General features: G+C 67.3%; 21 protein-coding genes. 16 read left to right on the plus strand and 5 right to left on the minus strand.

Features of this window, described 5'->3' with window-relative positions; all coding sequences use genetic code 11:
- Both V5734_RS18740 and V5734_RS18745 read left to right on the plus strand, forming a co-directional pair.
- The gene (locus V5734_RS18740) at positions 1 to 507 is read left to right on the plus strand and encodes a sigma-70 family RNA polymerase sigma factor (protein WP_347311124.1); all 507 of its coding nucleotides are present in this window, start codon (positions 1 to 3) and stop codon (positions 505 to 507) included.
- On the plus strand, positions 504 to 1286 hold the full coding sequence (locus V5734_RS18745; protein ID WP_347311125.1) for an anti-sigma factor family protein: 783 nt from the start codon (positions 504 to 506) through the stop codon (positions 1284 to 1286). The genes V5734_RS18740 and V5734_RS18745 overlap by 4 nt, the downstream gene beginning before the upstream one ends.
- Positions 1287 to 1293: 7 nt before the next feature.
- On the opposite strand, the gene V5734_RS18750 is transcribed toward V5734_RS18745, so the two are convergent.
- Positions 1294 to 3489 (minus strand): primosomal protein N', encoded by a 2196-nt coding sequence (locus tag V5734_RS18750; RefSeq protein ID WP_347311126.1) that lies wholly within the window; start codon positions 3487 to 3489, stop codon positions 1294 to 1296.
- Positions 3490 to 3576: 87 nt separating this feature from the next.
- Here V5734_RS18750 and fsa point away from each other — a divergent pair, with 87 nt between their 5' ends.
- The 4 genes from fsa to V5734_RS18770 all read left to right on the plus strand — a co-directional run bounded on the left by fsa (position 3577) and on the right by V5734_RS18770 (position 6724).
- A complete protein-coding gene (gene fsa, locus V5734_RS18755; protein ID WP_347311127.1) occupies positions 3577 to 4230 on the plus strand; it encodes a fructose-6-phosphate aldolase in 654 nt (217 codons plus the stop codon).
- A gap of 131 nt (positions 4231 to 4361) precedes the next feature.
- The gene (locus V5734_RS18760; RefSeq protein WP_347311128.1) at positions 4362 to 5069 is read left to right on the plus strand and encodes a DUF484 family protein; all 708 of its coding nucleotides are present in this window, start codon (positions 4362 to 4364) and stop codon (positions 5067 to 5069) included.
- A 9-nt stretch (positions 5070 to 5078) separates the two neighbouring features.
- Positions 5079 to 6008 carry a tyrosine recombinase XerC gene (locus tag V5734_RS18765; RefSeq protein WP_347311129.1) on the plus strand — a complete coding sequence of 310 codons (930 nt, stop codon included), beginning with the start codon at positions 5079 to 5081 and terminating at the stop codon, positions 6006 to 6008.
- Between the two features lie 23 nt (positions 6009 to 6031).
- Positions 6032 to 6724: a CDP-alcohol phosphatidyltransferase family protein gene (locus tag V5734_RS18770; RefSeq protein WP_347311130.1), complete on the plus strand. Its 693-nt coding sequence runs from the start codon at positions 6032 to 6034 to the stop codon at positions 6722 to 6724.
- 3 nt (positions 6725 to 6727) lie between these two features.
- Here the strand turns inward: V5734_RS18770 and V5734_RS18775 are convergent, their stop codons facing one another.
- A complete protein-coding gene (locus V5734_RS18775; protein WP_347311131.1) occupies positions 6728 to 7564 on the minus strand; it encodes an EamA family transporter in 837 nt (278 codons plus the stop codon).
- Between the two features lie 253 nt (positions 7565 to 7817).
- Here V5734_RS18775 and V5734_RS18780 point away from each other — a divergent pair, with 253 nt between their 5' ends.
- The 10 genes from V5734_RS18780 to V5734_RS18825 all read left to right on the plus strand — a co-directional run bounded on the left by V5734_RS18780 (position 7818) and on the right by V5734_RS18825 (position 16778).
- Positions 7818 to 8378 (plus strand): NifU family protein, encoded by a 561-nt coding sequence (locus tag V5734_RS18780; RefSeq protein ID WP_347311132.1) that lies wholly within the window; start codon positions 7818 to 7820, stop codon positions 8376 to 8378.
- Between the two features lie 3 nt (positions 8379 to 8381).
- Positions 8382 to 8987 carry a tRNA (adenosine(37)-N6)-threonylcarbamoyltransferase complex dimerization subunit type 1 TsaB gene (gene tsaB / locus V5734_RS18785; RefSeq protein WP_347311133.1) on the plus strand — a complete coding sequence of 202 codons (606 nt, stop codon included), beginning with the start codon at positions 8382 to 8384 and terminating at the stop codon, positions 8985 to 8987.
- Positions 8984 to 9409, plus strand: a complete 426-nt coding sequence (gene rimI / locus V5734_RS18790) for a ribosomal protein S18-alanine N-acetyltransferase (protein WP_347311134.1) — start codon at positions 8984 to 8986, stop codon at positions 9407 to 9409. Before tsaB ends, rimI begins: the two co-directional genes overlap by 4 nt.
- 169 nt (positions 9410 to 9578) lie before the next feature.
- Positions 9579 to 10574, plus strand: a complete 996-nt coding sequence (locus V5734_RS18795) for a BMP family lipoprotein (RefSeq protein ID WP_347311135.1) — start codon at positions 9579 to 9581, stop codon at positions 10572 to 10574.
- Positions 10574 to 12142 (plus strand): ABC transporter ATP-binding protein, encoded by a 1569-nt coding sequence (locus tag V5734_RS18800; RefSeq protein ID WP_347311136.1) that lies wholly within the window; start codon positions 10574 to 10576, stop codon positions 12140 to 12142. Before V5734_RS18795 ends, V5734_RS18800 begins: the two co-directional genes overlap by 1 nt.
- Positions 12142 to 13233: an ABC transporter permease gene (locus tag V5734_RS18805; protein WP_347311137.1), complete on the plus strand. Its 1092-nt coding sequence runs from the start codon at positions 12142 to 12144 to the stop codon at positions 13231 to 13233. The genes V5734_RS18800 and V5734_RS18805 overlap by 1 nt, the downstream gene beginning before the upstream one ends.
- Positions 13233 to 14201 carry an ABC transporter permease gene (locus V5734_RS18810; RefSeq protein ID WP_347311138.1) on the plus strand — a complete coding sequence of 323 codons (969 nt, stop codon included), beginning with the start codon at positions 13233 to 13235 and terminating at the stop codon, positions 14199 to 14201. Before V5734_RS18805 ends, V5734_RS18810 begins: the two co-directional genes overlap by 1 nt.
- Positions 14185 to 14988: a purine-nucleoside phosphorylase gene (locus V5734_RS18815; RefSeq protein ID WP_347311139.1), complete on the plus strand. Its 804-nt coding sequence runs from the start codon at positions 14185 to 14187 to the stop codon at positions 14986 to 14988. The genes V5734_RS18810 and V5734_RS18815 overlap by 17 nt, the downstream gene beginning before the upstream one ends.
- A 111-nt stretch (positions 14989 to 15099) precedes the next feature.
- Positions 15100 to 16020, plus strand: a complete 921-nt coding sequence (locus V5734_RS18820; RefSeq protein ID WP_347313666.1) for a sulfite exporter TauE/SafE family protein — start codon at positions 15100 to 15102, stop codon at positions 16018 to 16020.
- On the plus strand, positions 16017 to 16778 hold the full coding sequence (locus tag V5734_RS18825; RefSeq protein WP_347311140.1) for a TIGR02186 family protein: 762 nt from the start codon (positions 16017 to 16019) through the stop codon (positions 16776 to 16778). The genes V5734_RS18820 and V5734_RS18825 overlap by 4 nt, the downstream gene beginning before the upstream one ends.
- A gap of 41 nt (positions 16779 to 16819) precedes the next feature.
- Here the strand turns inward: V5734_RS18825 and V5734_RS18830 are convergent, their stop codons facing one another.
- The 3 genes from V5734_RS18830 to V5734_RS18840 all read right to left on the minus strand — a co-directional run bounded on the left by V5734_RS18830 (position 16820) and on the right by V5734_RS18840 (position 19444).
- Positions 16820 to 17557, minus strand: a complete 738-nt coding sequence (locus tag V5734_RS18830) for an SDR family oxidoreductase (RefSeq protein WP_347311141.1) — start codon at positions 17555 to 17557, stop codon at positions 16820 to 16822.
- A gap of 1 nt (position 17558) precedes the next feature.
- A complete protein-coding gene (locus V5734_RS18835) occupies positions 17559 to 17795 on the minus strand; it encodes an Lrp/AsnC ligand binding domain-containing protein (protein WP_347311142.1) in 237 nt (78 codons plus the stop codon).
- A gap of 119 nt (positions 17796 to 17914) precedes the next feature.
- Positions 17915 to 19444 (minus strand): ATP-dependent DNA helicase, encoded by a 1530-nt coding sequence (locus V5734_RS18840; RefSeq protein ID WP_347311143.1) that lies wholly within the window; start codon positions 19442 to 19444, stop codon positions 17915 to 17917.
- Positions 19445 to 19472: the final 28 nt, after the last annotated feature.

Consider the following 19472-nt stretch of genomic DNA (forward strand, 5'->3'; position numbering starts at 1 on the left):
ATGAGCGTTCTGGACGAGATCGAGGCGGCCATCCCGAGGCTGAGACGCGCGGCGCGGGCCCTGACCCGCGATGCTGCTGCGGCCGACGACCTTGTCCAGGACAGTCTGGAACGCGCGCTGGCCCGCCGCCGCCACTGGCGCGGCGACGGGCCGGTCGCCGGCTGGATCTGGAAGATCATGCTGAACATCCACCGCGACGGCGCCCGACGTGCCGCCCCGCATCTGGTCGTGGTGGACGAGTTGCCGCAGGTTCCCGCGGCGGGCGACGCGGCCGAGGACCGGCTGGCGCTGGCCGAGGTTCGCGCCGCCATCGCCCGCCTGCCCGTCGATCAGCGCCAGGTGCTGGTTCTGGTGGCGCTGGAGGGCCAGACCCTTCAGGCCGCCGCCGCGATCCTCGGCATTCCCGAAGGCACACTGGTCTCCCGCCTCGGCCGCGCCCGCGCGGCGCTGCGGTCGATGACGGGGCGCGATCCGCGGACGCCCCTGCAAAAGAAGGACAGCCGATGAGCGGCCACCCCCCGATCCCCGAGGATGACCTGATCCGGTTCCATGCCGGCGCGATCACAGGCGCCGACCGCGACACCATGTCCCGGCGGATCGAAGACGACCCGGCTGCGCGTGCCTGCCTCGACGACTGGTCCCGCCAGGACGAGAGTCTGCGCGCCGCCTACGACGGGACCTTGGACGAAGCGCTGCCCGAACCCCTGCGCCAACGGCTGGCCGAGGCCCGCCGCCAGGACCGCGCCGGAATGCGTCGGCGCCTGGCGGGGCCGCTCAGGATCGCGGCGGCGGTCGCGCTTCTGGCGATTGGCGGCATCGGCGGCTTCATCCTCGCCCGCCTCGACAGCAAGGTCCCGGCGCAGGTCCGCGTCGCCGACGCGGCCCTTGCCGCCTACACGACCTACGTGGCCGAGGTCGCCCATCCGGTCGAGGTTACAGCAAGTGAAAGCGCGCACCTGACCCAGTGGCTCTCGAAGCGCCTCGGCCATCCCATCGCCCCGCCTGATTTCGCCGCCGCCGGCTTCCGGTTGATGGGCGGGCGGCTTCTTCCGTCACCGACCGGCCCGGCGGCGCTTTTCATGTACGAGGACGACCTCGGCCGCCGCGTCACGCTTTATGTGGCACCCGGAGAAGACAGCGGCGACACCGCGTTCCGCTTCGCGGAAAGGCCGGGCGCGCAAAGCTTCTACTGGATCGACGGCAGCCTCAGCTATGCGGTGACTGGCGACATCCCGCGCGACGCGCTGCGGGCAATCGCGGTCGCGGCCTACGACCAGATGATCTGAGGCCGGGTCAGTAAAAACTCTGCGGGTCGATGTCGATCGCGAGACGCAGGTTGTTCGGCACCTTCAGCTGGCCGACCCATTCCGCCAATGCGGGTTGCAGCGCCACGCCCTTCGCCGCCTTGACGAGAAGCCGCACGCGGTGACGGCCGCGCACCCGCGCGACAGGGGCCGGCGCCGGCCCGAAGACCTGCGCCCCGATCCGGCGCAAGGGCGCGTCGCGGCGGGCAAGCTCGGCGCCGAAGTCGAAGACCGCTTGCACGTCGGGCGCGGACAGCACGATCCCGGCAAGGCGCCCATAGGGCGGCATTCCCGCCGCCTGCCTCTCTGCCGCCTCGGCACGCCAGAACGCCTCTTCGTCGCCCGACAGGATCGCCCGGATCACCGCATGTTCGGGCTGGTAGGTCTGAAGCATCGCGACACCCGGCTTCTCGCTCCGCCCGGCACGGCCCGAGACCTGCCGCATCAGCTGGAACGTCCGTTCCGCCGCACGCAGGTCGGAGCCTTGCAGCCCGAGATCGGCATCGATCACACCGACGAGCGTCAGGAGCGGGAAGTTGTGACCCTTCGCGACGAGCTGCGTGCCGATGATGATGTCGGCGCCGCCGCCGGCGATCTCGGCGATCTTCTCCTTCAGCGCCCGGGCCGAACTGAAGAGATCCGAAGAGAGCACCGCCACCCTTGCCTCTGGAAAACGCGCCGCGACCTCCTCGGCCAACCGCTCGACCCCCGGCCCAACCGGGGCGAGACGGCCAACCGCCTGGCAATGCGGGCAGGCTTCCGGCATCGGTTTCGTCTCGCCGCATTGGTGGCAGACGAGCCGTTTCAGGAACCGGTGCTCGACCATCCGCGCGTCGCAATGCTCGCAGCCGATCTGGTGACCGCAGGCGCGGCAGATCGTGACCGGCGCATAGCCGCGCCGGTTGAGGAAAAGAAGCGCCTGCTCCCCCCGCGCGATCCGCTCGCGTACCCCTGAGACCAGCGTCGGGCCGATCCAGCGGTTCGGCTCCAGCCGTTCGTCGCGCATGTCGATGGCGCGAAGCTCCGGCATTTCGGCCACGCCGAAGCGGGAGGTCAGGTCGATGCGCCGGTATTTCCCGGCCTCGGCATTGGCCCAGCTTTCGAGGCAGGGCGTTGCCGAGGCCAGCACCACCTGCGCATCGCACAGCGACGCCCGCAGCACCGCCATGTCGCGGGCATTGTAGAGAACCCCGTCCTCCTGCTTGTAAGAGGTGTCATGCTCCTCGTCGACGACGATGAGGCCAAGGTCGCGGAACGGCAGGAACAAAGCCGAGCGCGCGCCGACGACAAGACCGACATTGCCCTCGCCCGCCATCCGCCAGAGCCTCCGGCGCTCGGTCATCGTCACGCCGGAATGCCATTCGCCGGGCATCGCGCCGAAGCGGTCCTCGACCCGCGTGAGGAATTCCGCCGTCAAGGCGATCTCGGGCAGCAGCACCAGCGCCTGCCGCCCCTGCCGCAGGCATTCGGCCACGGCTTCGAGGTAAACCTCGGTCTTGCCCGACCCGGTCACACCTTTCAGCAGCGTCGTGCCATAGGCCCCGCCCGCGATGGCCGCCCTGAGCCGCGCGGCGGCGGCCGCCTGATCCTCGGCAAGCGCCTTTCCGGAAAGGTCGGGAGCGAGCCGGGGATAGGGCAGATCGCGCGGGGCCTCCTCCTCGGCCACCGCGCCATGTTTCACCATCCCCTTGACGACGCTGGTCGAAACGCCGGCCAGCCCCGCCAGCTCGCCAAGCGTGAAGGCCGCGCCGCCATACTCGTCCAGAATGTCCAGCACCCGCGCCCGCGCATCCGTCATCCGGTCGGGCTCCGCCCAGCCCCGGCGGTAGACCTTGCGCGGCCCCGGCGGGTCGGCGAGCCCCGGCGCGCGGGTCGCGAGCCGCAGCATCGCCGGCATCGGCGTCAGTGTGTAATCGGCCGCCCGCATCAGGAAAGACCGCATCGCCGCGCCCATCGGGGCGGCGTCGAGAACCCGGGTGACGGGGCGCACCTTGGCAAGGTCATAGCCGCCCTCGCCCGGCCCCCAGACCACGCCGAGCACCCGGCGCGGACCCAGCGGCACCTCGACGAAGGCCCCCGTGAAACACCCGCCTTCCGGCGCCCTGTAGTCGAGCGGCCGCCCCAAGGGCTCCGTCGTCAGGACGGAGACGAGCGCGCCTTCGTCGAAAAACCCGAAGTCAGTCACGCGGCGCTGCCTTTCCCGGGTTTCGGCGGCACGACGATTGCGCTAAAAGCCCGCCCGAAAGCCCTTGCCAGCGACAGGACCGCAGCCATGAAATTCTTCGTCGATACCGCCGACACCGCCGCCATCCGCGAACTCAACGACCTTGGCATGGTCGACGGAGTCACGACGAACCCGTCGTTGATCCTGAAATCGGGCCGCGACATTCTCGAAGTGACCAGGGAAATCTGCGACATGGTCTCGGGCCCCGTTTCTGCCGAAGTGGTGGCCACCGAGGCCAAGGCGATGATCGCCGAAGGCCTGAAGCTTGCCAAGATCGCGCCCAATATCGCGATCAAGGTGCCGCTGACCTGGGACGGGCTCACCGCCTGCAAGGCTTTCGCATCCGAAGGCCACAAGGTCAACGTGACACTGTGCTTCTCAGCCGCGCAGGCGATCCTCGCCGCCAAGGCCGGCGCTTCCTTCATCTCGCCCTTCATCGGCCGGCTCGACGACATCCACATGGACGGCGTCGAACTTATCCACGACATCCGCACGATCTACGACAACTACAGCTTCCAGACCGAGATCCTCGCCGCCTCGATCCGCTCGGTGAACCATGTCATCGACTGCGCCAAGATCGGCGCCGACGTGATCACCGCGCCCCCTGCCGTCATCAAGTCGATGGCGAACCACGTCCTGACCGACAAGGGCCTCGACCAGTTCCTCAAGGACTGGGCGCAGACCGGACAGAAGATTCTCTGACTGCCGAAAGGGTCCGGGAGTCATCGTTGCAACGGTTGCGCCCGGAACGCCCCGAACTTGGAAAAAGTTGCAGAAATCGCTTTGGCGGGCTGCTAGAGTCGGCGGAAACCAAGAGAGAAACGGGGGCAGAGATGGCCGAAACGGCGAACATTGCGGCGGATGTCAGGGACCGGCTCATCGCCGAGCCGGAGGTGATCCTCGAGGATCGCGACTTGATGAAGGCGCTGATCGCCGCCAATGAACGCGCGATGGGGGCCAATATCGTCGACCTGCGCGGCATCGCCATGGAACGGCTCGAAGCGCGCCTGGACCGGCTTGAGGATACCCATCGGTCTGTCATCGCGGCGGCCTACGAAAACCTCGCCGGCACCAACCAGGTGCACCGCGCCATCCTCCAGATGCTCGACCCGACCGAGTTCGAAGCCTTCCTGAAGAATATCGGCGGCGAGGTGGCCCAGATCCTGCGGGTCAACTGCGTCCGGCTGGTGCTGGAGACCGTGCAATCCGATCACGATCCGTCGCTGAGCCGCCTTGGCGACGTGCTTTGCGTGGCGGAACCGGGTTTCGTCGATACCTACATGTCCGGTGGCCGCTCCGGCCCGTCGCGCAGCGTCGTCCTGCGCCAGACCTTGCTGGAATCCGAGACGATCTACGGCCGGGACGGCGCCTGGATCCGGTCCGAGGCCGCGTTGCGGCTCGATCTCGGCCCGGGCCGCCTGCCGGGGATGCTCGCGCTCGGCGCGGAAGATCCGCATCAGTTCCGCGCCAATCAGGGCACCGACCTTCTGACGTTCTTCGGGGGCGTCTTCGAACGCGCGATGCGGCGCTGGCTGGCCTGAGCCGGGGCGATGAGCATCGCCCTCACCCCCGCGCTCCGCGACGCGCTCTCCACCTGGCTCGACCACCTCTCGGCCCTTGACGGCGCTGCGGAGAACACGGTGAAGGCCTACCGGACGGACGTGACGGGGTTCCTCGCCTTCCTCGCCCGGCATCACGGCGAGGGGATCGCGCCGAAGCGGCTTGCCACGATCACGCAAAGCGACATGCGCGCCTGGATGGCGCATGAGCGGCAAGGCGGCACCTCAGCCCGCTCGCTCGCCCGCAAGCTTTCGGCGGTCAAGGGCTTCACCCGCTGGCTGTCGGAGCGCGACGGGTTCGATCCGACCGCGATCCTTGCCGCGCGCAGCCCCAAATTCCAGCGCAAGCTGCCGCGCCCCCTGAGCGAGGACGGCGCGCGAGATGTCATCGACCTCATGGGCAGCACCCCGCGAGAGGACTGGATCGCCGCGCGCGATGCCGCCGTGGTGACGCTGCTTTACGGCTGCGGGCTGCGGATCTCCGAAGCGCTTGACCTCACCGGCGCCGACAGCCCGCTGCCGCAATCCCTGCGCATCCGCGGCAAGGGCGACAAGGAGCGGATCGTGCCGGTCCTGCCCGCCGCCCGTGCCGCCGTCGCCGCCTATGTCCGGCTCTGCCCGCTTCCGGTCGAGGACGAACCCGCCGAGGCGCTCTTTCGCGGCGCGCGCGGCGGCCCGCTGAACCCGCGCCTCATCGCCAAGGCGATGGAGCAGGCGCGGCTCGGTCTCGGCCTGCCCGCCTCGGCCACGCCGCATGCCCTCAGGCACAGTTTCGCGACCCACCTTCTGACCGCCGGGGGCGATCTCCGCGCCATTCAGGAACTTCTCGGCCATGCCTCGCTCTCGACGACGCAGGCCTATACAGCGGTTGACACCGCACGCCTCATGGAGGTCTACGACAGGGCGCATCCGCGTGCCTGAGGGAACAAGGAACGACTGAGCCGATGACCCCGCAGATAAAAGCGCTGTCCGTCCACCTGTTCACCGCGACCGGGGCCGTCTTGTCGATGCTGGCCATGCTCGCCGCGGTCAAGGCGGAATGGAGCCTGATGTTCCTCTGGCTCGTCGTCGCCCTTATCGTCGACGGGATCGACGGCCCGCTCGCCCGCCACTACCACGTCAAGACGAATTGGCCGACCTATGACGGGGTGCTTCTGGATCTCATCATCGACTACCTCACCTATGTCTTCATCCCGGCCTTCGCGCTTTTCCAATCCGGGCTCCTGCCCGGCTGGACCGGCTGGTGCGCGATCATCGTCATCACCTATGCGAGCGTGATCTACTTTGCCGACACGCGGATGAAGACGACCGACAATTCCTTTGCGGGTTTCCCGGCCTGTTGGAACATGGTGGTCATCGTTCTCTTCGCGCTGGAGCCCAATTTCTACCTGATGCTGGCGATCATCGTGGCGCTGGCGCTGACGATGTTCACCAACCTGAAATTCGTCCATCCCGTGCGGACCGAACGCTGGCGCTGGATCACGCTTCCGGTAGCGCTCGCCTGGACGGCCTTCGCCGGCCGCGCGGCCTGGGTCGATTTCGCGGCCGGCGACCTTGCCCATTGGGGGCTCGGGCTGACCTCGGTCTACCTGCTTCTCGCCGGAATCGCCCAGCAGATCTTTCCCGAACGCGCGTAAGCGTCAGATCCGCGTCAGGATCACACCCGCCGCGATCAGCCCGACCGAGACCGCCTTCGCCCGTGTCATGCGCTCACGGAAAAGTAGCCAGCCGATGAGAACCGCGAAGAGGATCGACGTCTCGCGCAGGGCCGCGACAAGCGCGATCGGGGCGAGGGTCATCGCCCAGACCGCGACCGCGTAAGAGCCGTAGGACGCCGCCGCCGCAAGGCTGCCCATCGCCCAGACCCTGCGCCCCGAGGGCAGCGAGGACCGGCCGCGCAGCGCCAGCATCGCGGCGGCAAAGATCACCCCGTCGATCACGAAAAGCCAGCCGACGAAGACCGTCGCGTTCTCCGCCACCCGCGCGCCAAGCCCGTCCACCAGCGTGTAACCCGCCGTCGCGCAGGCCGAACCGAAGGCGAAGGGCAGCATCCGGCGCGACTCGCCGCTGGTCCAGACGCCACGCGCGAGCAGGAGGATGCCGAACCCGAGGACGAGGATGCCCGCCGCCTCGGCAACCACCACGACCTCGCCGAGCCAGATGGCACCGACGAGAAGCGTGATCATCGGCGCGGTGCCGCGGGCAAGCGGATAGACGCGGCTGAGGTCGCCATGCTCGTAGGCAAAGGTCAGGAAGATCTTGTAGGCCGAATGGATCGCGCCGGACGCCAGAAGCCAAGGCCAGACTGCCGCTGCCGGGACCGGCTGGGTCGCCGCGACGGCGACACCGATCAGGCCCTGGACGCCCGACAGGACCATCATCGTTCCGACCCTGCTCGCGCCAACCCGCACAAGCGCGTTCCAGGTCGCGTGAAGGAGGGCGGCCGCGAGGACGGAGAGAAAGACGGTGAGCGACATCGCGGACCTCCGGCCCTGACGCCTATCCGCGCCTTCGAACTTCCGCAAGCGGGACCGTCGGCCTTCAGCCGCCTTGCGCGTTGGCGGGCGCTCAAACCCTTGAAAAACAATCACCCCGCGACAGTCATCTGCGGGAACGAAGGGGTGCGCATATTCGCTCGCGCCGCGCCGCCCGCACCCAGCTTAGAATCGTTCCAAACCTTGACTCCACCCGGTCCCGGGCGCATATCTGACCAGCAACGGAGGCGACCCCATGTTCATCCAGACCGAATCCACGCCGAACCCCGCAACGCTCAAGTTTCTGCCGGGCCTCGCGGTGCTGGACAGCGGCACAGCCGACTTCCCGGCCCCCGATACGGCGGCGAAATCCCCGCTCGCCCGCCGCATCTTCGCGGTCGACGGCGTCACCGGGGTCTTTCTCGGCAACGATTTCGTCACCGTGACCAAGGCCGAGGCCACGCTCTGGGAGCATATCAAGCCCGCGATCCTCGGCGCGATCATGGAACATTTCCAGTCCGGCCAGCCGGTGATCGAGGGCGAGCGCGCGGAAAGCGCCCACGCCGCGCATGATGGGCCGGACAGCGATATCGTCAAGCAGATCAAGGAACTCCTCGACACCCGCGTGCGCCCCGCCGTGGCGCAGGACGGCGGCGACATCACCTTCCACGGCTTCGACCGGGGCATCGTCTACCTGCACATGCAGGGCGCCTGCGCCGGTTGCCCGTCCTCGACCCTGACGCTGAAGATGGGGATCGAGAACCTGCTGCGGCACTACATCCCCGAAGTGGTCGAGGTGCGGCCGGTCGCGGCCTGAGGAATGGCCGACCCGCTGATCCTGGCCTTCGACACATCGGCCGCGCATTGCGCGGCCGCTTTGCTGTCGGGCGACATCGTGCTTGCCGCCCGGTCCGAGGAGATGGGGCGCGGCCAGGCCGAACGGCTGATGCCACTTCTGGAAGAACTCCTCTTCGAAACGGGCAAGAGCTGGACCGATCTCGACGCGCTCGGGGTCGGCACCGGGCCGGGCAACTTCACCGGCATCCGCATCTCGGTCGCAGCCGCACGGGGCCTTGCGCTCGCTCTGGATATCCCCGCCGTCGGGGTCAACGGCTTCGACGCCCGCGCCTGCGGAGAGGCGACATCCCCGGTCTTGATCGCCATCGAGGCGCCGCGCGCGATGGTCTACCTGCAACGGCGGGATGGGAACGCGGCAGAGCCCGAACTTCGCCCGGCCGCCGACATCGGCGCGCTCGATGCGCCGGTCCTGTGGCTCTCCGACCTGCCAGGGGCAGAGATGGCGGCGCGCATCGCCCACGTGGCGCGCGACCGAAGGGGCGAGAAACAGCCCCGCCCCGCCCCCCTCTACCTGCGACCCGCCGATGCCGCGCCAATGCGCGACGCGCCGCCGGTGATCCTGCCGTGACCGGCCAGACCGATCCGGTCGAACTGGCTGCGATCCATGCCGAGAGTTTTACCGTGCCGCGCCCCTGGGGCGCCGATGAAATCGCCGGGACCCTGACCCAGCCGGGCAGCTTCCTCTTGACCGCCGCCGACGGTTTCCTGATCGGAAGGGTCATCGCGGGCGAGGCCGAACTCCTGACCCTCGCCGTCCGCCCCGCCGGGCGCAGGCGGGGCACGGGCGCCCTGCTCGTGGGCGCGTTCCTCGACGCGTCCCGCGTGCAAAAGGCGGAGCGCGCCTTTCTCGAAGTGGCCGCCGACAACGCCGCAGCCCGTGCGCTCTACCGTCGCGCGGGCTTTTCCGAGGCGGGGCGCAGGCGGGCTTACTATCGCACCCCGGACGGTGTCGCGGTCGATGCGATCGTGATGTCTCTCGATCTCGGCTGATTCCCGGCAATCTCGTTGACCAAAAGGTCAAACTGCCGCCCCGTCACCGTCAAATAGCTATTGACCGACTTCGACGCTTACGCGCTAATCGTGGGAATCCGCGCGTGACCGGCCTCCGCACTGGACCACCGCGGACGCGGATCAACAGATTACCAACCGGGAGTTTTCCATGACCCTTATGCAGAAATTCCTCGGCGCGGCCGCTGGCCTGGCGCTGACCTCGGGTGCGGCGCTGGCCGATCCGGCGATCATCTACGACCTCGGCGGCAAGTTCGACAAGTCGTTCAATGAGGCCGCTTATGGTGGGGCCGAGCGCTGGAAGGCGGAGACCGGCGGCACCTACAAAGAGCTGGAAATGCAGTCCGAGGCCCAGCGCGAACAGGCGCTGCGCCGCCTGGCCGAGGCCGGCGCCAACCCGGTCGTGATGACCGGCTTTGCCTTCGGAGACGTCCTCAACACCGTCGCGCCCGACTTCCCCGACACCAAGTTCGCGATCATCGACATGGTCGTCGATCAGCCGAACGTGAAATCGGTGGTCTTCAATGAGCATGAGGGCTCCTACCTCGTCGGCATGATGGCTGCGCTCGCCTCGAAAACCGGCACGGTCGGCTTCATCGGCGGCATGGACATCCCGCTGATCCGCAAGTTCGGCTGCGGTTATGCCGAAGGCGTGAAGGCGGTGAACCCGAATGCGACCGTGGTGATGAACATGACCGGCACGACGCCCTCGGCCTGGAACGACCCGGTGAAGGGCGCGGAACTCGCCAAGGCGCAGAAGAGCCAGGGCGCCGACGTGATCTATGCCGCCGCCGGCGGTACCGGGATCGGCGTTCTCCAGGCCGCCGCCGACGAGGGGATCCTTTCGATCGGCGTCGACAGCAACCAGAACTATCTGCATCCCGGCCAGGTCCTGACCTCGATGCTGAAGCGGGTGGACAACGCTGTCTACGAAGCCTTCAAGGAAGGCACCGACCTGCAGCCCGGCATCAACGTCATGGGCCTTGCCAACGACGGCGTCGGCTATGCGATGGACGACAACAACGCCTCTCTGGTGACGCCGGAGATGCAGGCGGCGGTCGATGCCGCGGCCGAGAAGATCAAGTCGGGCGAGATCGTGGTCCACGATTACATGGCCGACAATACCTGCCCGTCCGCGTCGTTCTGATGACGCCGGGCGAAGACAAGGGGCGGCCGGAAACGGCCGCCCCCTTTGCCATCGAGTTGCGCGGGATATCGAAAGCCTTCGGGTCGGTGCAGGCCAACAAGGACATTTCGATCCAGGTGGCGAAGGGCACGATCCACGGCATCATCGGCGAAAACGGTGCCGGGAAATCCACGCTGATGTCGATCCTCTACGGTTTCTACAAAGCCGACTCGGGCGAGATCTTCATCAACGGCCGGAAGACCGAAATCCCCGACAGCCAGGCCGCGATCCGCGCCGGCATCGGCATGGTCTTCCAGCATTTCAAGCTGGTGCAGAATTTCACGGTGCTGGAGAACGTCATTCTCGGCGCCGAAGACGGCGCGCTCCTGCGCCCCTCGCTCGCCAAGGCGCGGGCCGTGCTCGGCGAACTCGCGCGCGAATACGAACTTGACGTCGACCCCGAGGAGGTGATCGAGGAACTGAGCGTCGGCCACCAGCAGCGGGTGGAGATCCTGAAGGCGCTTTACCGCCATGCCGATATTCTCATCCTCGACGAACCGACCGGGGTGCTGACGCCCGACGAGGCGGACCATTTGTTCCGTATTCTCAAGGGATTGAAGGAACAGGGCAAGACCATCATCCTGATCACCCACAAGCTTCGCGAGATCATGGAGATCACCGACACGGTGAGCGTCATGCGACGGGGTGAGATGACGGCGACGGTGAAGACCGCCGGGACGAGCCCCGAACAACTGGCCGAACTGATGGTCGGCCGCAAGGTGCTGCTCGACGTGACGAAAGCCCCGGCCAAGCCGGGCAAGACCGTGCTGGAGGTCGAGAACCTGCGCGTCGTGGACGCCGACAAGGTGGAGCGGCTGAAAGGCATTTCCTTCACGATCCGCGCCGGAGAGATCCTCGGCATCGCCGGCGTCGCGGGAAACGGCCAGTCGGAGCTACTGGCCGTCCTCGGTGGCATCGCGTCCGGCACCGGCCATATCCGGCTGAACGGAGAGGAGCTTGACCTCACCGGCCAGCATTCCGACGGCCAGTCGCGCCGCGCCAAAGGCATCTCGCACGTGCCCGAAGACCGCCAACATCTCGGCATGATCATGGACTTCGCCGCCTGGGAGAACATCGCCTTCGGCTATCACAACGATCCCGCCTATCAGAAGAACGCCCTTCTGATGGACAACGAGGCGATCCTTGAGGACACGAAGGGCAAGATGGAGCGCTTCGACGTGCGCCCGCCGATTCCCACGCTGCCCGCCAAGAGCTTTTCGGGCGGCAACCAGCAGAAGATCATCCTCGCGCGCGAGATCGAGCGGAACCCCGACCTCCTCCTCGTCGGGCAGCCGACTCGGGGCGTCGATATCGGCGCCATCGAGTTCATTCACAAGCGCATCGTGGAACTCAGGGATGCCGGCAAGGCGATCCTCCTCGTCAGCGTCGAGCTTGACGAGATCTTGGGCCTCGCCGACCGCATCGCGGTGATGTTCGACGGCCGCATCATGGGCGAACGCCTGCCCGATCAGACCAACGAGCGCGAGCTTGGCCTTCTGATGGCCGGCGTCGCCGGGGAGGCCGCCTGATGACCCGCTTGCCGCGCTGGGCCGATCTCGTCCTTGTGCCCCTCATCAGCCTCCTTCTCGCCGGCATCATCTCGGCCCTCGTGATCCTCGCCATCGGGCAAAGCCCGTCCGAGGCGCTGAAGACGATGGTGATCGGGGCGGTCGGATCGCCCTATGCCTGGGGCTACACGCTTTACTACGCGACGAGCTTCATCTTCACCGGCCTTGCCGTGACCGTCGCCTTTCATGCCTCTCTCTTCAACATCGGCGGCGAGGGGCAGGCGCAGCTTGGCGGGCTCGGCGTGGCGCTCGTCTGCCTGTCCCTGCCCTGGCCGCACTGGACGCTGGCGCTGCCCGCGGCGATGGTGGGCGCGGCGGTCTTCGGCGCGGCGTGGGCGGCGATCCCGGCCTATCTCCAGGCCAGGCGCGGCAGCCATATCGTCATCACCACGATCATGTTCAACTATATCGGCGCGGCGCTGATCATCTACATGCTGGTGAACGTGCTGCGCCCGCCGGGGCAGATGGACCCGGCCACCGCCCGCTTCCCCGAAGGCACCAAGCTGCCGACCCTGCACGAGATCCCCGGCCTTGGCCTGATCTTCAACAAGCAGGTGCCGGCCAACGTGACGTTTTTCGTCGCTTTGATCGCCTGCTGGCTGATCTGGCTCCTCCTCTGGCGTACGCGGCTCGGCTATGAGATCCGCGCCTTCGGCAAGTCCGAAAAGGCCGCGATCTATGCCGGGATCCGGCCCGTGCGCATCACCATGATCGCGATGCTGATCTCGGGCGCTCTGGCCGGGCTCATGTCGATCAACAACGTGATGGGCGAAAGCGAGCGGCTCCTGCAGAACTCCGCCGAGGGGGCGGGCTTTATCGGCATCGCCGTGGCGCTGATGGGGCGCAACCATCCGGTCGGCGTCTTCCTGGCCGCGATCCTCTTCGGCTTCCTCTTCCAGGGCGGGGCGGAGCTTGGCCTCTGGACCTCGATCCCGATCGAGCTTCGGACCGTGGTGCAGGGCCTCGTGATCCTTTTCACCGGGGCGCTCGACCATATGGTGCGGATGCTCCTTGGCTTCTTCTTCCGGCCCCGGCCGCTGGGGGTGGCGTGATGGACTATGCGACGCTCCTCCAGATCCTCGACTCGACGATGCGGCTCGCCACACCGCTTCTCCTCGCCTGCCTTGCCGGCCTCTTTTCCGAACGGTCGGGGATCTTCGACATCGGGCTCGAGGGCAAGATGCTGATGGCGGCAATGTGCACCGGAGCGGTCGCGGCGATGACCGGGCAGGTCTGGCTCGGCGTGCTGGCCGGGATATTCGGGTCGATGCTCTTCGCCGGGGTCCACGGGTTCGCCTCGATCACCTTCCGGGGAAACCAGCTGATCTCCGGCGTCGCGCTCAATTTCGTGGCCTCGGGCATCACCGTTCTGATCGCGCAATCGCTCTTTCGGCAGGGCGGGCGCACCCCTCCCCTATCCGGCGACGCCCGCTTCAACCCGATCGCGCTGCCATTCGCGGACAGCCTGTCGAACGTCCCGCTGATCGGCCCCTTCTATTCCGAGGTCCTGTCCGGTCATACCGCGCTCGTCTATATCGGCCTTCTCTGCGTGCCCCTGACCTGGTGGGTTCTCTACCGCTCGCGCTTCGGCCTCCGGCTCAGGGCGGTGGGCGAGAACCCGGCCTCCGTCGATACCGCCGGGATTTCAGTCGTGCGCCTGCGCTATACCGCCGTCATGATCACTGGTATCCTGTGCGGCCTGGCGGGCGCCTACATGGCCGCCGGATTGCAGGCCGGGTTCGGCAAGGAGATGACGGCGGGACGCGGCTACATCGCTCTGGCTGCGCTGATCTTCGCGAAATGGCGGCCGTGGTATGCGCTGATGGCGACGCTGCTCTTCGGCTTCTTCCAGGCACTGGCGCTGCGCCCCGACGTGATCGCGAAGACGCTGCATTTCTCGATCCCGGTCCCGGCGCTCGACGCGCTTCCCTACATCCTCACGGTGATCGTGCTGGCCGGCTTCGTCGGCCGCGCGATCCCGCCCCGCGCCGGAGGCGAACCCTATGTCAAGGAGCGCTGAGCTTGCCCGGATCGTCCGCGACCGCGCCGGGGCGGAGCCGGTCAGCCACGGCCTGATCCTCGGCTCCGGCCTCGGCCACATCGCGGGCGAGGTCGCGGGCGCGGCCATCGACTATGCCGACCTGCCGGACTTTCCCCATGCGGGCGTTTCGGGGCACAACCCGAAGCTCGCCGTCGGCATGCTGGAAGGCCGCCGGGTCGCGGTTTTCGGCGGCCGCGCGCATTACTACGAAAGCGGACGGGCGGACGCGATGCGGTTGCCGCTGGAGGTCTTGAAGGCATTGGGCGCGGAGCGGTTGATCGTCACCAATGCCGCCGGCTCCCTCGTGCCCGCGACCCCGCCGGGATCGCTGATGATGCTTTCCGACCACATCAACTTTTCCGGGCTGAACCCCCTGATCGGAGAACCGACCGACGCCCGCTTCGTCCCGATGACGGACGCCCACGATCCGGCGATGCGGGCGGCCCTGCGCGCCGCGGCAACGGCCGAGGGTGTGGAGATGGCGGAAGGCGTCTACGCCTGGTATTCCGGCCCCTCCTTCGAGACGCCGGCCGAAATCCGGGCGATCAGGACACTGGGCGGCGATGCGGTCGGCATGTCCACGGTGCCTGAAGTGATCCTCGCCCGATTCCTCGGACTGAGGGTCGCCGCGATCTCCGTGATCACCAACATGGCGGCCGGAATGAGCGACGAGAAGATCAGCCACGACCACACCAAGGCGATGGCGCCCGTCGGCGCGGCCAAGCTCGAACGCGTGCTCCGACGATACCTGCGCGATCTGGACTGATCTGACCGGCCATTCTGGCCCGAACGCAGCCGCGCCGATCATTTGACACTCCCCCGGCATGAGGGCATGACTGTCGAACGGCCCTTCTTTTCAGCGGACATCCCGGCCCCGATGCAGATCTATCTGCCCATCGCAGAGGTTTCAGTCAACGCCTTCCTCCTTTTCGGACTTGGCGGCTTGGTTGGAATGCTGTCGGGGCTTTTCGGCGTCGGTGGCGGTTTCCTGATCACGCCCCTGCTCTTCTTCATCGGCATCCCGCCGACGGTCGCGGTGGCGACCGGGGCGAATCAGGTCGTGGCCTCGTCCGTCTCGGGCGTTCTCGCCCATATCAAGCGGCGGACGGTGGATTTCCGCATGGGCGTCGTGCTTCTGGCCGGCGGTCTTCTGGGGTCCGCGCTCGGGATCTGGGTGTTCAACCTGCTGTCCCGGCTTGGCCAGATCGACCTCGTCGTCCAGCTGTCCTACGTGGTCTTTCTCGGCCTCATCGGGCTTCTGATGCTGCAGGAAAGCCTGCGCGCCCTCCGGCGGGCGCGGAAGGGACCGGCGGCGCCGATCAAGCGGCACCAGCACATCTGGGTCCACAAGCTGCCGCTGAAGATGAAGTTCCGCACCTCCGGCCTTTACATCAGCGTGGCGCCGCCGCTTCTCGTCGGCGTGCTGGTCGGCGTTCTGGCCGCGATCATGGGCGTCGGCGGCGGGTTCATCATGGTCCCGGCGATGATCTATCTGCTCGGGATGCCGACCAAGGTCGTGATCGGCACCTCGCTTTTCCAGATCATCTTCGTCACAGGCTTCACCACCTTCATGCATGCCTGGACGAACCAGTCGGTCGACCTCATGCTGGCGATGATGCTGATCATCGGGGGCGTGGTCGGCGCCCAGATCGGCACGAGGATCGGCGCCAAGCTGCGGGCCGAGCAGCTGCGCATTCTCCTCGCGCTTCTTGTGCTTCTCGTCTGCCTCAAGCTCGGCATCGACCTTCTGATCGAACCGGGAGAGCTTTACTCGATCTCGGCGGTGGGGGGCGCATGATCCGGCTTCTCGCTTTCCTCCTGCTCCTGCCCGCATTCGCCCATGCAAGCGAGGAAGTGGTGGCGGGGCTCAGCCATTCTGAGATCTCGATCACCGCGAATTTCGACGGCTCCGACATCCTGATCTACGGCGCGGTGAAACGCGAAGAACCGATTCCCGGCGGCCCGCCCCTGGAGGTGATTGTCACGGTCGAGGGGCCATCGACCCCGATCATGGTGCGGCGCAAGTCGCGGACCTTCGGCATCTGGGTCAACACCGCCGGCGTCGAGGTCGACCGCGCGCCAAGTTTCTACGCCGTGGCGACCACGGGGCCGCTGAACGAGATCCTGTCCCAGACCGAGGATCTGCGCCAGAAGATCTCGGTCCCGCAGATGATCCGATCCGTAGGTGCCCCGCAGGAGATCGCCGACAGCCCGGCCTTCACCGAGGCGCTGATCCGCATCCGCGAGGGCAACGGGCTCTACTCCCTGAAGGAAGGCTCGGTCGCGCTGGAGGAGGCGACGCTCTTCCGCACCGATATCGACCTGCCGGCCAATCTGGTCGAAGGCAATTATCTGACGCGGATCTTCCTTTTGCGCGACAAGCTGGTCATCGCGAAACACGAGGCGTTCATCGACGTGCGCAAGGTCGGGCTGGAACGCTGGCTCTACGATCTGGCGAACGGCCAGCCGATGATCTACGGCATCCTCGCGCTTGTCCTCGCGGCCCTTGCGGGCTGGCTGGCGTCGACGGCGTTCCGGCTCCTGCGCAACGGCTGAGGCGGGGAAAACGCCCCGGACGACCGCCTCTGGCCGGGAAGTCAGCCGCGCCCCGCGAGGGGCATGTTGGTCGCCATGATCGTCATCGACAGCACATTCGCCGAAAGCGGCAGGTTCGCCATGTTGAGGACCGCCGTGGCCACATCCCCCACATCCATCATCGGTTCCGCGCGGATCGAGCCGTCGGCCTGCGGCACGCCCTGCCCGATCTTCTCGGCCAGCTCGGTCCGTGCATTGCCGATGTCAATCTGGCCGCAGGCGATGGAGAACGGGCGGCCGTCGAGCGCCAGCGTCTTCGTAAGGCCGGTGACGGCGTGTTTCGTCGCGGTATAGGCGACCGATCCGGGCCGGGGCGCCTGGGCCGAGACCGAGCCGTTGTTGATGATCCGCCCGCCAATGGGATCCTGCGCCCGCATCTGCCGAAAGGCGGCGCGGGCGCACAGGAACATGCCGGTGAGGTTGACCGCGACCGTATCGGTCCAGTCGGCGAGCGGGATCTCGTCGATGAGCCCTGCCGGCCGCGAGATGCCGGCATTGTTGAAAAGCGCGTCGATCCGCCCGAACCGCGCGGCCGTCTCGGCGAAGGCGGCATCGACCGCTTTTGCATCGGTGACGTCGCAGGCAAGCGCCAGCGCGTTCGCCTGCCCGAGGGCGAGCTTTTCCAGCATCCGGCCCCGGCGCGCGATGAGCGCGACGTTCCAGCCCTCGGCGAGGAACCGTTCGGCTACCGCGCGGCCGATTCCGGCGCTCGCGCCGGTGACGACGATCGTCCGCGCCATCTCAGAACGCCTTGAAGGTCATCGTCGTCAGCGTCCGGCTGATGCCCGGAATGTCGAAGAGCTTCCCGGACAGCCAGTGGCCGACATCCTCGTCCTCGGGGATGTAGATCTTCGCGATGAGATCGTAGTCGCCGGAGGTCGAGTAAAGCTCGGACACGACCTCGCGGTCGTAGATCTCGTTGGCGACATCGTAGGTCTTGCCGGGCTGGCAGCGGAACTGGACAAAAACGCAGCGCATCGGGTGTCTCCCTGTCTTTCGCGGCCGAGACTAGAGGGTTTTCCGGGCGACCGGAACCCGCCGCGCGAGGCCCCGGCGGCGGATGCCTCCGGCGGGGATATTTGCGGCAAGATGAAGGATCAGTCCTCGTCCGTCGGGGCGAGAGAGAGGGGGGCCGCGGGTTTCGGCAGGTCGTCGGTTGTGAGGGGAACCGTCGGCCGGGCGAGCCGGTTGCGGACCACCCAGTGCAGCCGCGTCTCGGCCCGGGTGATGGCGACATAGGCGAGGCGCTTCCAGAGCGGCAGCCCGGCCTCCATCCGGCCTGTGCGGGCGGCGACGAAGAGGTCGGGGGCGAAGACCTGCACTTCGTCCCACTGCGAGCCTTGCGCTTTGTGGATGGTGACGGCGGCGCCGTGGAGGAAGGCCGCGCCCATGCGGGCGGCGAAGGGGATGAACGGCTCCTCCTCGTCCGGCAGTTCGATCTTGACGATCGAGGCGGCGGAGACCTGCGGGTCCTCGGCACCGATGACGTGGAGCCGCGAGAAGCCGGGTTTCTTGCCGGGGCCGAGATAGATCACCTGGGCGCCCTTGATCAGCCCCCGCGCCTCGAGGTCGATGCGCTTCTTGCGGTGCTTGAGGGGCAGCTCGATCCCGTCGCAGATCAGGGGTTCGCCCGGCAGGAGTTCGTCCGCCGGCGCGCCATAGGCGGCGCGGAACGCCTGGATGAGGCGGATCCGGGTCTGGTTGCGCCAGACGAGGACCGGCGAGCGGGCCATCAGCCCGGACTCGACGCGCTCGGCCCAATGGATGCGGTCGTCGCGCCGCGCCGCCTCGACGACCATCGCCTCGAAGGTCTCGAAGGTCAGGTCGGGATCCGCGAGCGCATGGGCGAGGTCGAGGATCGGGCTGTCGCTTTCCTGCCGGTGGATGCGGTGGAGGTGGAGCTTGCGGCCCTCGGAAAGCTTGTCGAAGACCATCTCGCCGGACTGGCCGACGGGGGCAAGCTGCGCCGGATCGCCAAAGAGGATCAGCGTCGGGAAAATCTCCCGCAGGTCGTCGAACTGGCGCTGGTCGAGCATCGAGGCCTCGTCGACGAAGCCGATGTCGAGGGGATCCTCCCGCCGTTTCCAGCCGAGGATGAAGTCCGAGCCCCGGAGCCCCGCGGTGGCGAGCGCGCCGGGGATGGACTTCACCTGATCGTAGAACGCCTTGGCGCGGTCGAGCGCGGCGTCGGTCAGACCCTCGATCTCCGGCCGATCGCCATTTCCGGCGAGCCATTCGGCGATCTTCTCGTATTCGGGATCGTAGACCGGGGTGTAGAGGATGCGGTGGATCGTCGTCGCCGGGACGCCGCGGTTGCGCAGGACGCTCGCCGCCTTGTTGGTCGGGGCCAGGATGGCGAGGGTGCGGCGGTCCTTCCGCCGCTTGCCTTCGTAATCGCCGGAGATCGTATCCACCCCCGCCTCTCCCAATGCCTTGGTAAGCGACGCGAGCAGCATGGTCTTGCCTGACCCCGCCTTGCCGATCACGGCGAGCAGTTGCGACCGTCCGGACGCATCCGGCGTCAGCGCCCCCTCGACAATGTCGATCCCGGCATCGCCGAGAAGCGCGGCGACGCGGTCCCAGGCTTCGGCCTGATCGTCGGAAAAAGTGAGCGCGGGCACGGACATCGGCGCGACCCTATAGGCAGGTCAACGT

The organism is Defluviimonas sp. SAOS-178_SWC, assembly GCF_039830135.1.
Lineage (GTDB): Bacteria > Pseudomonadota > Alphaproteobacteria > Rhodobacterales > Rhodobacteraceae > Albidovulum.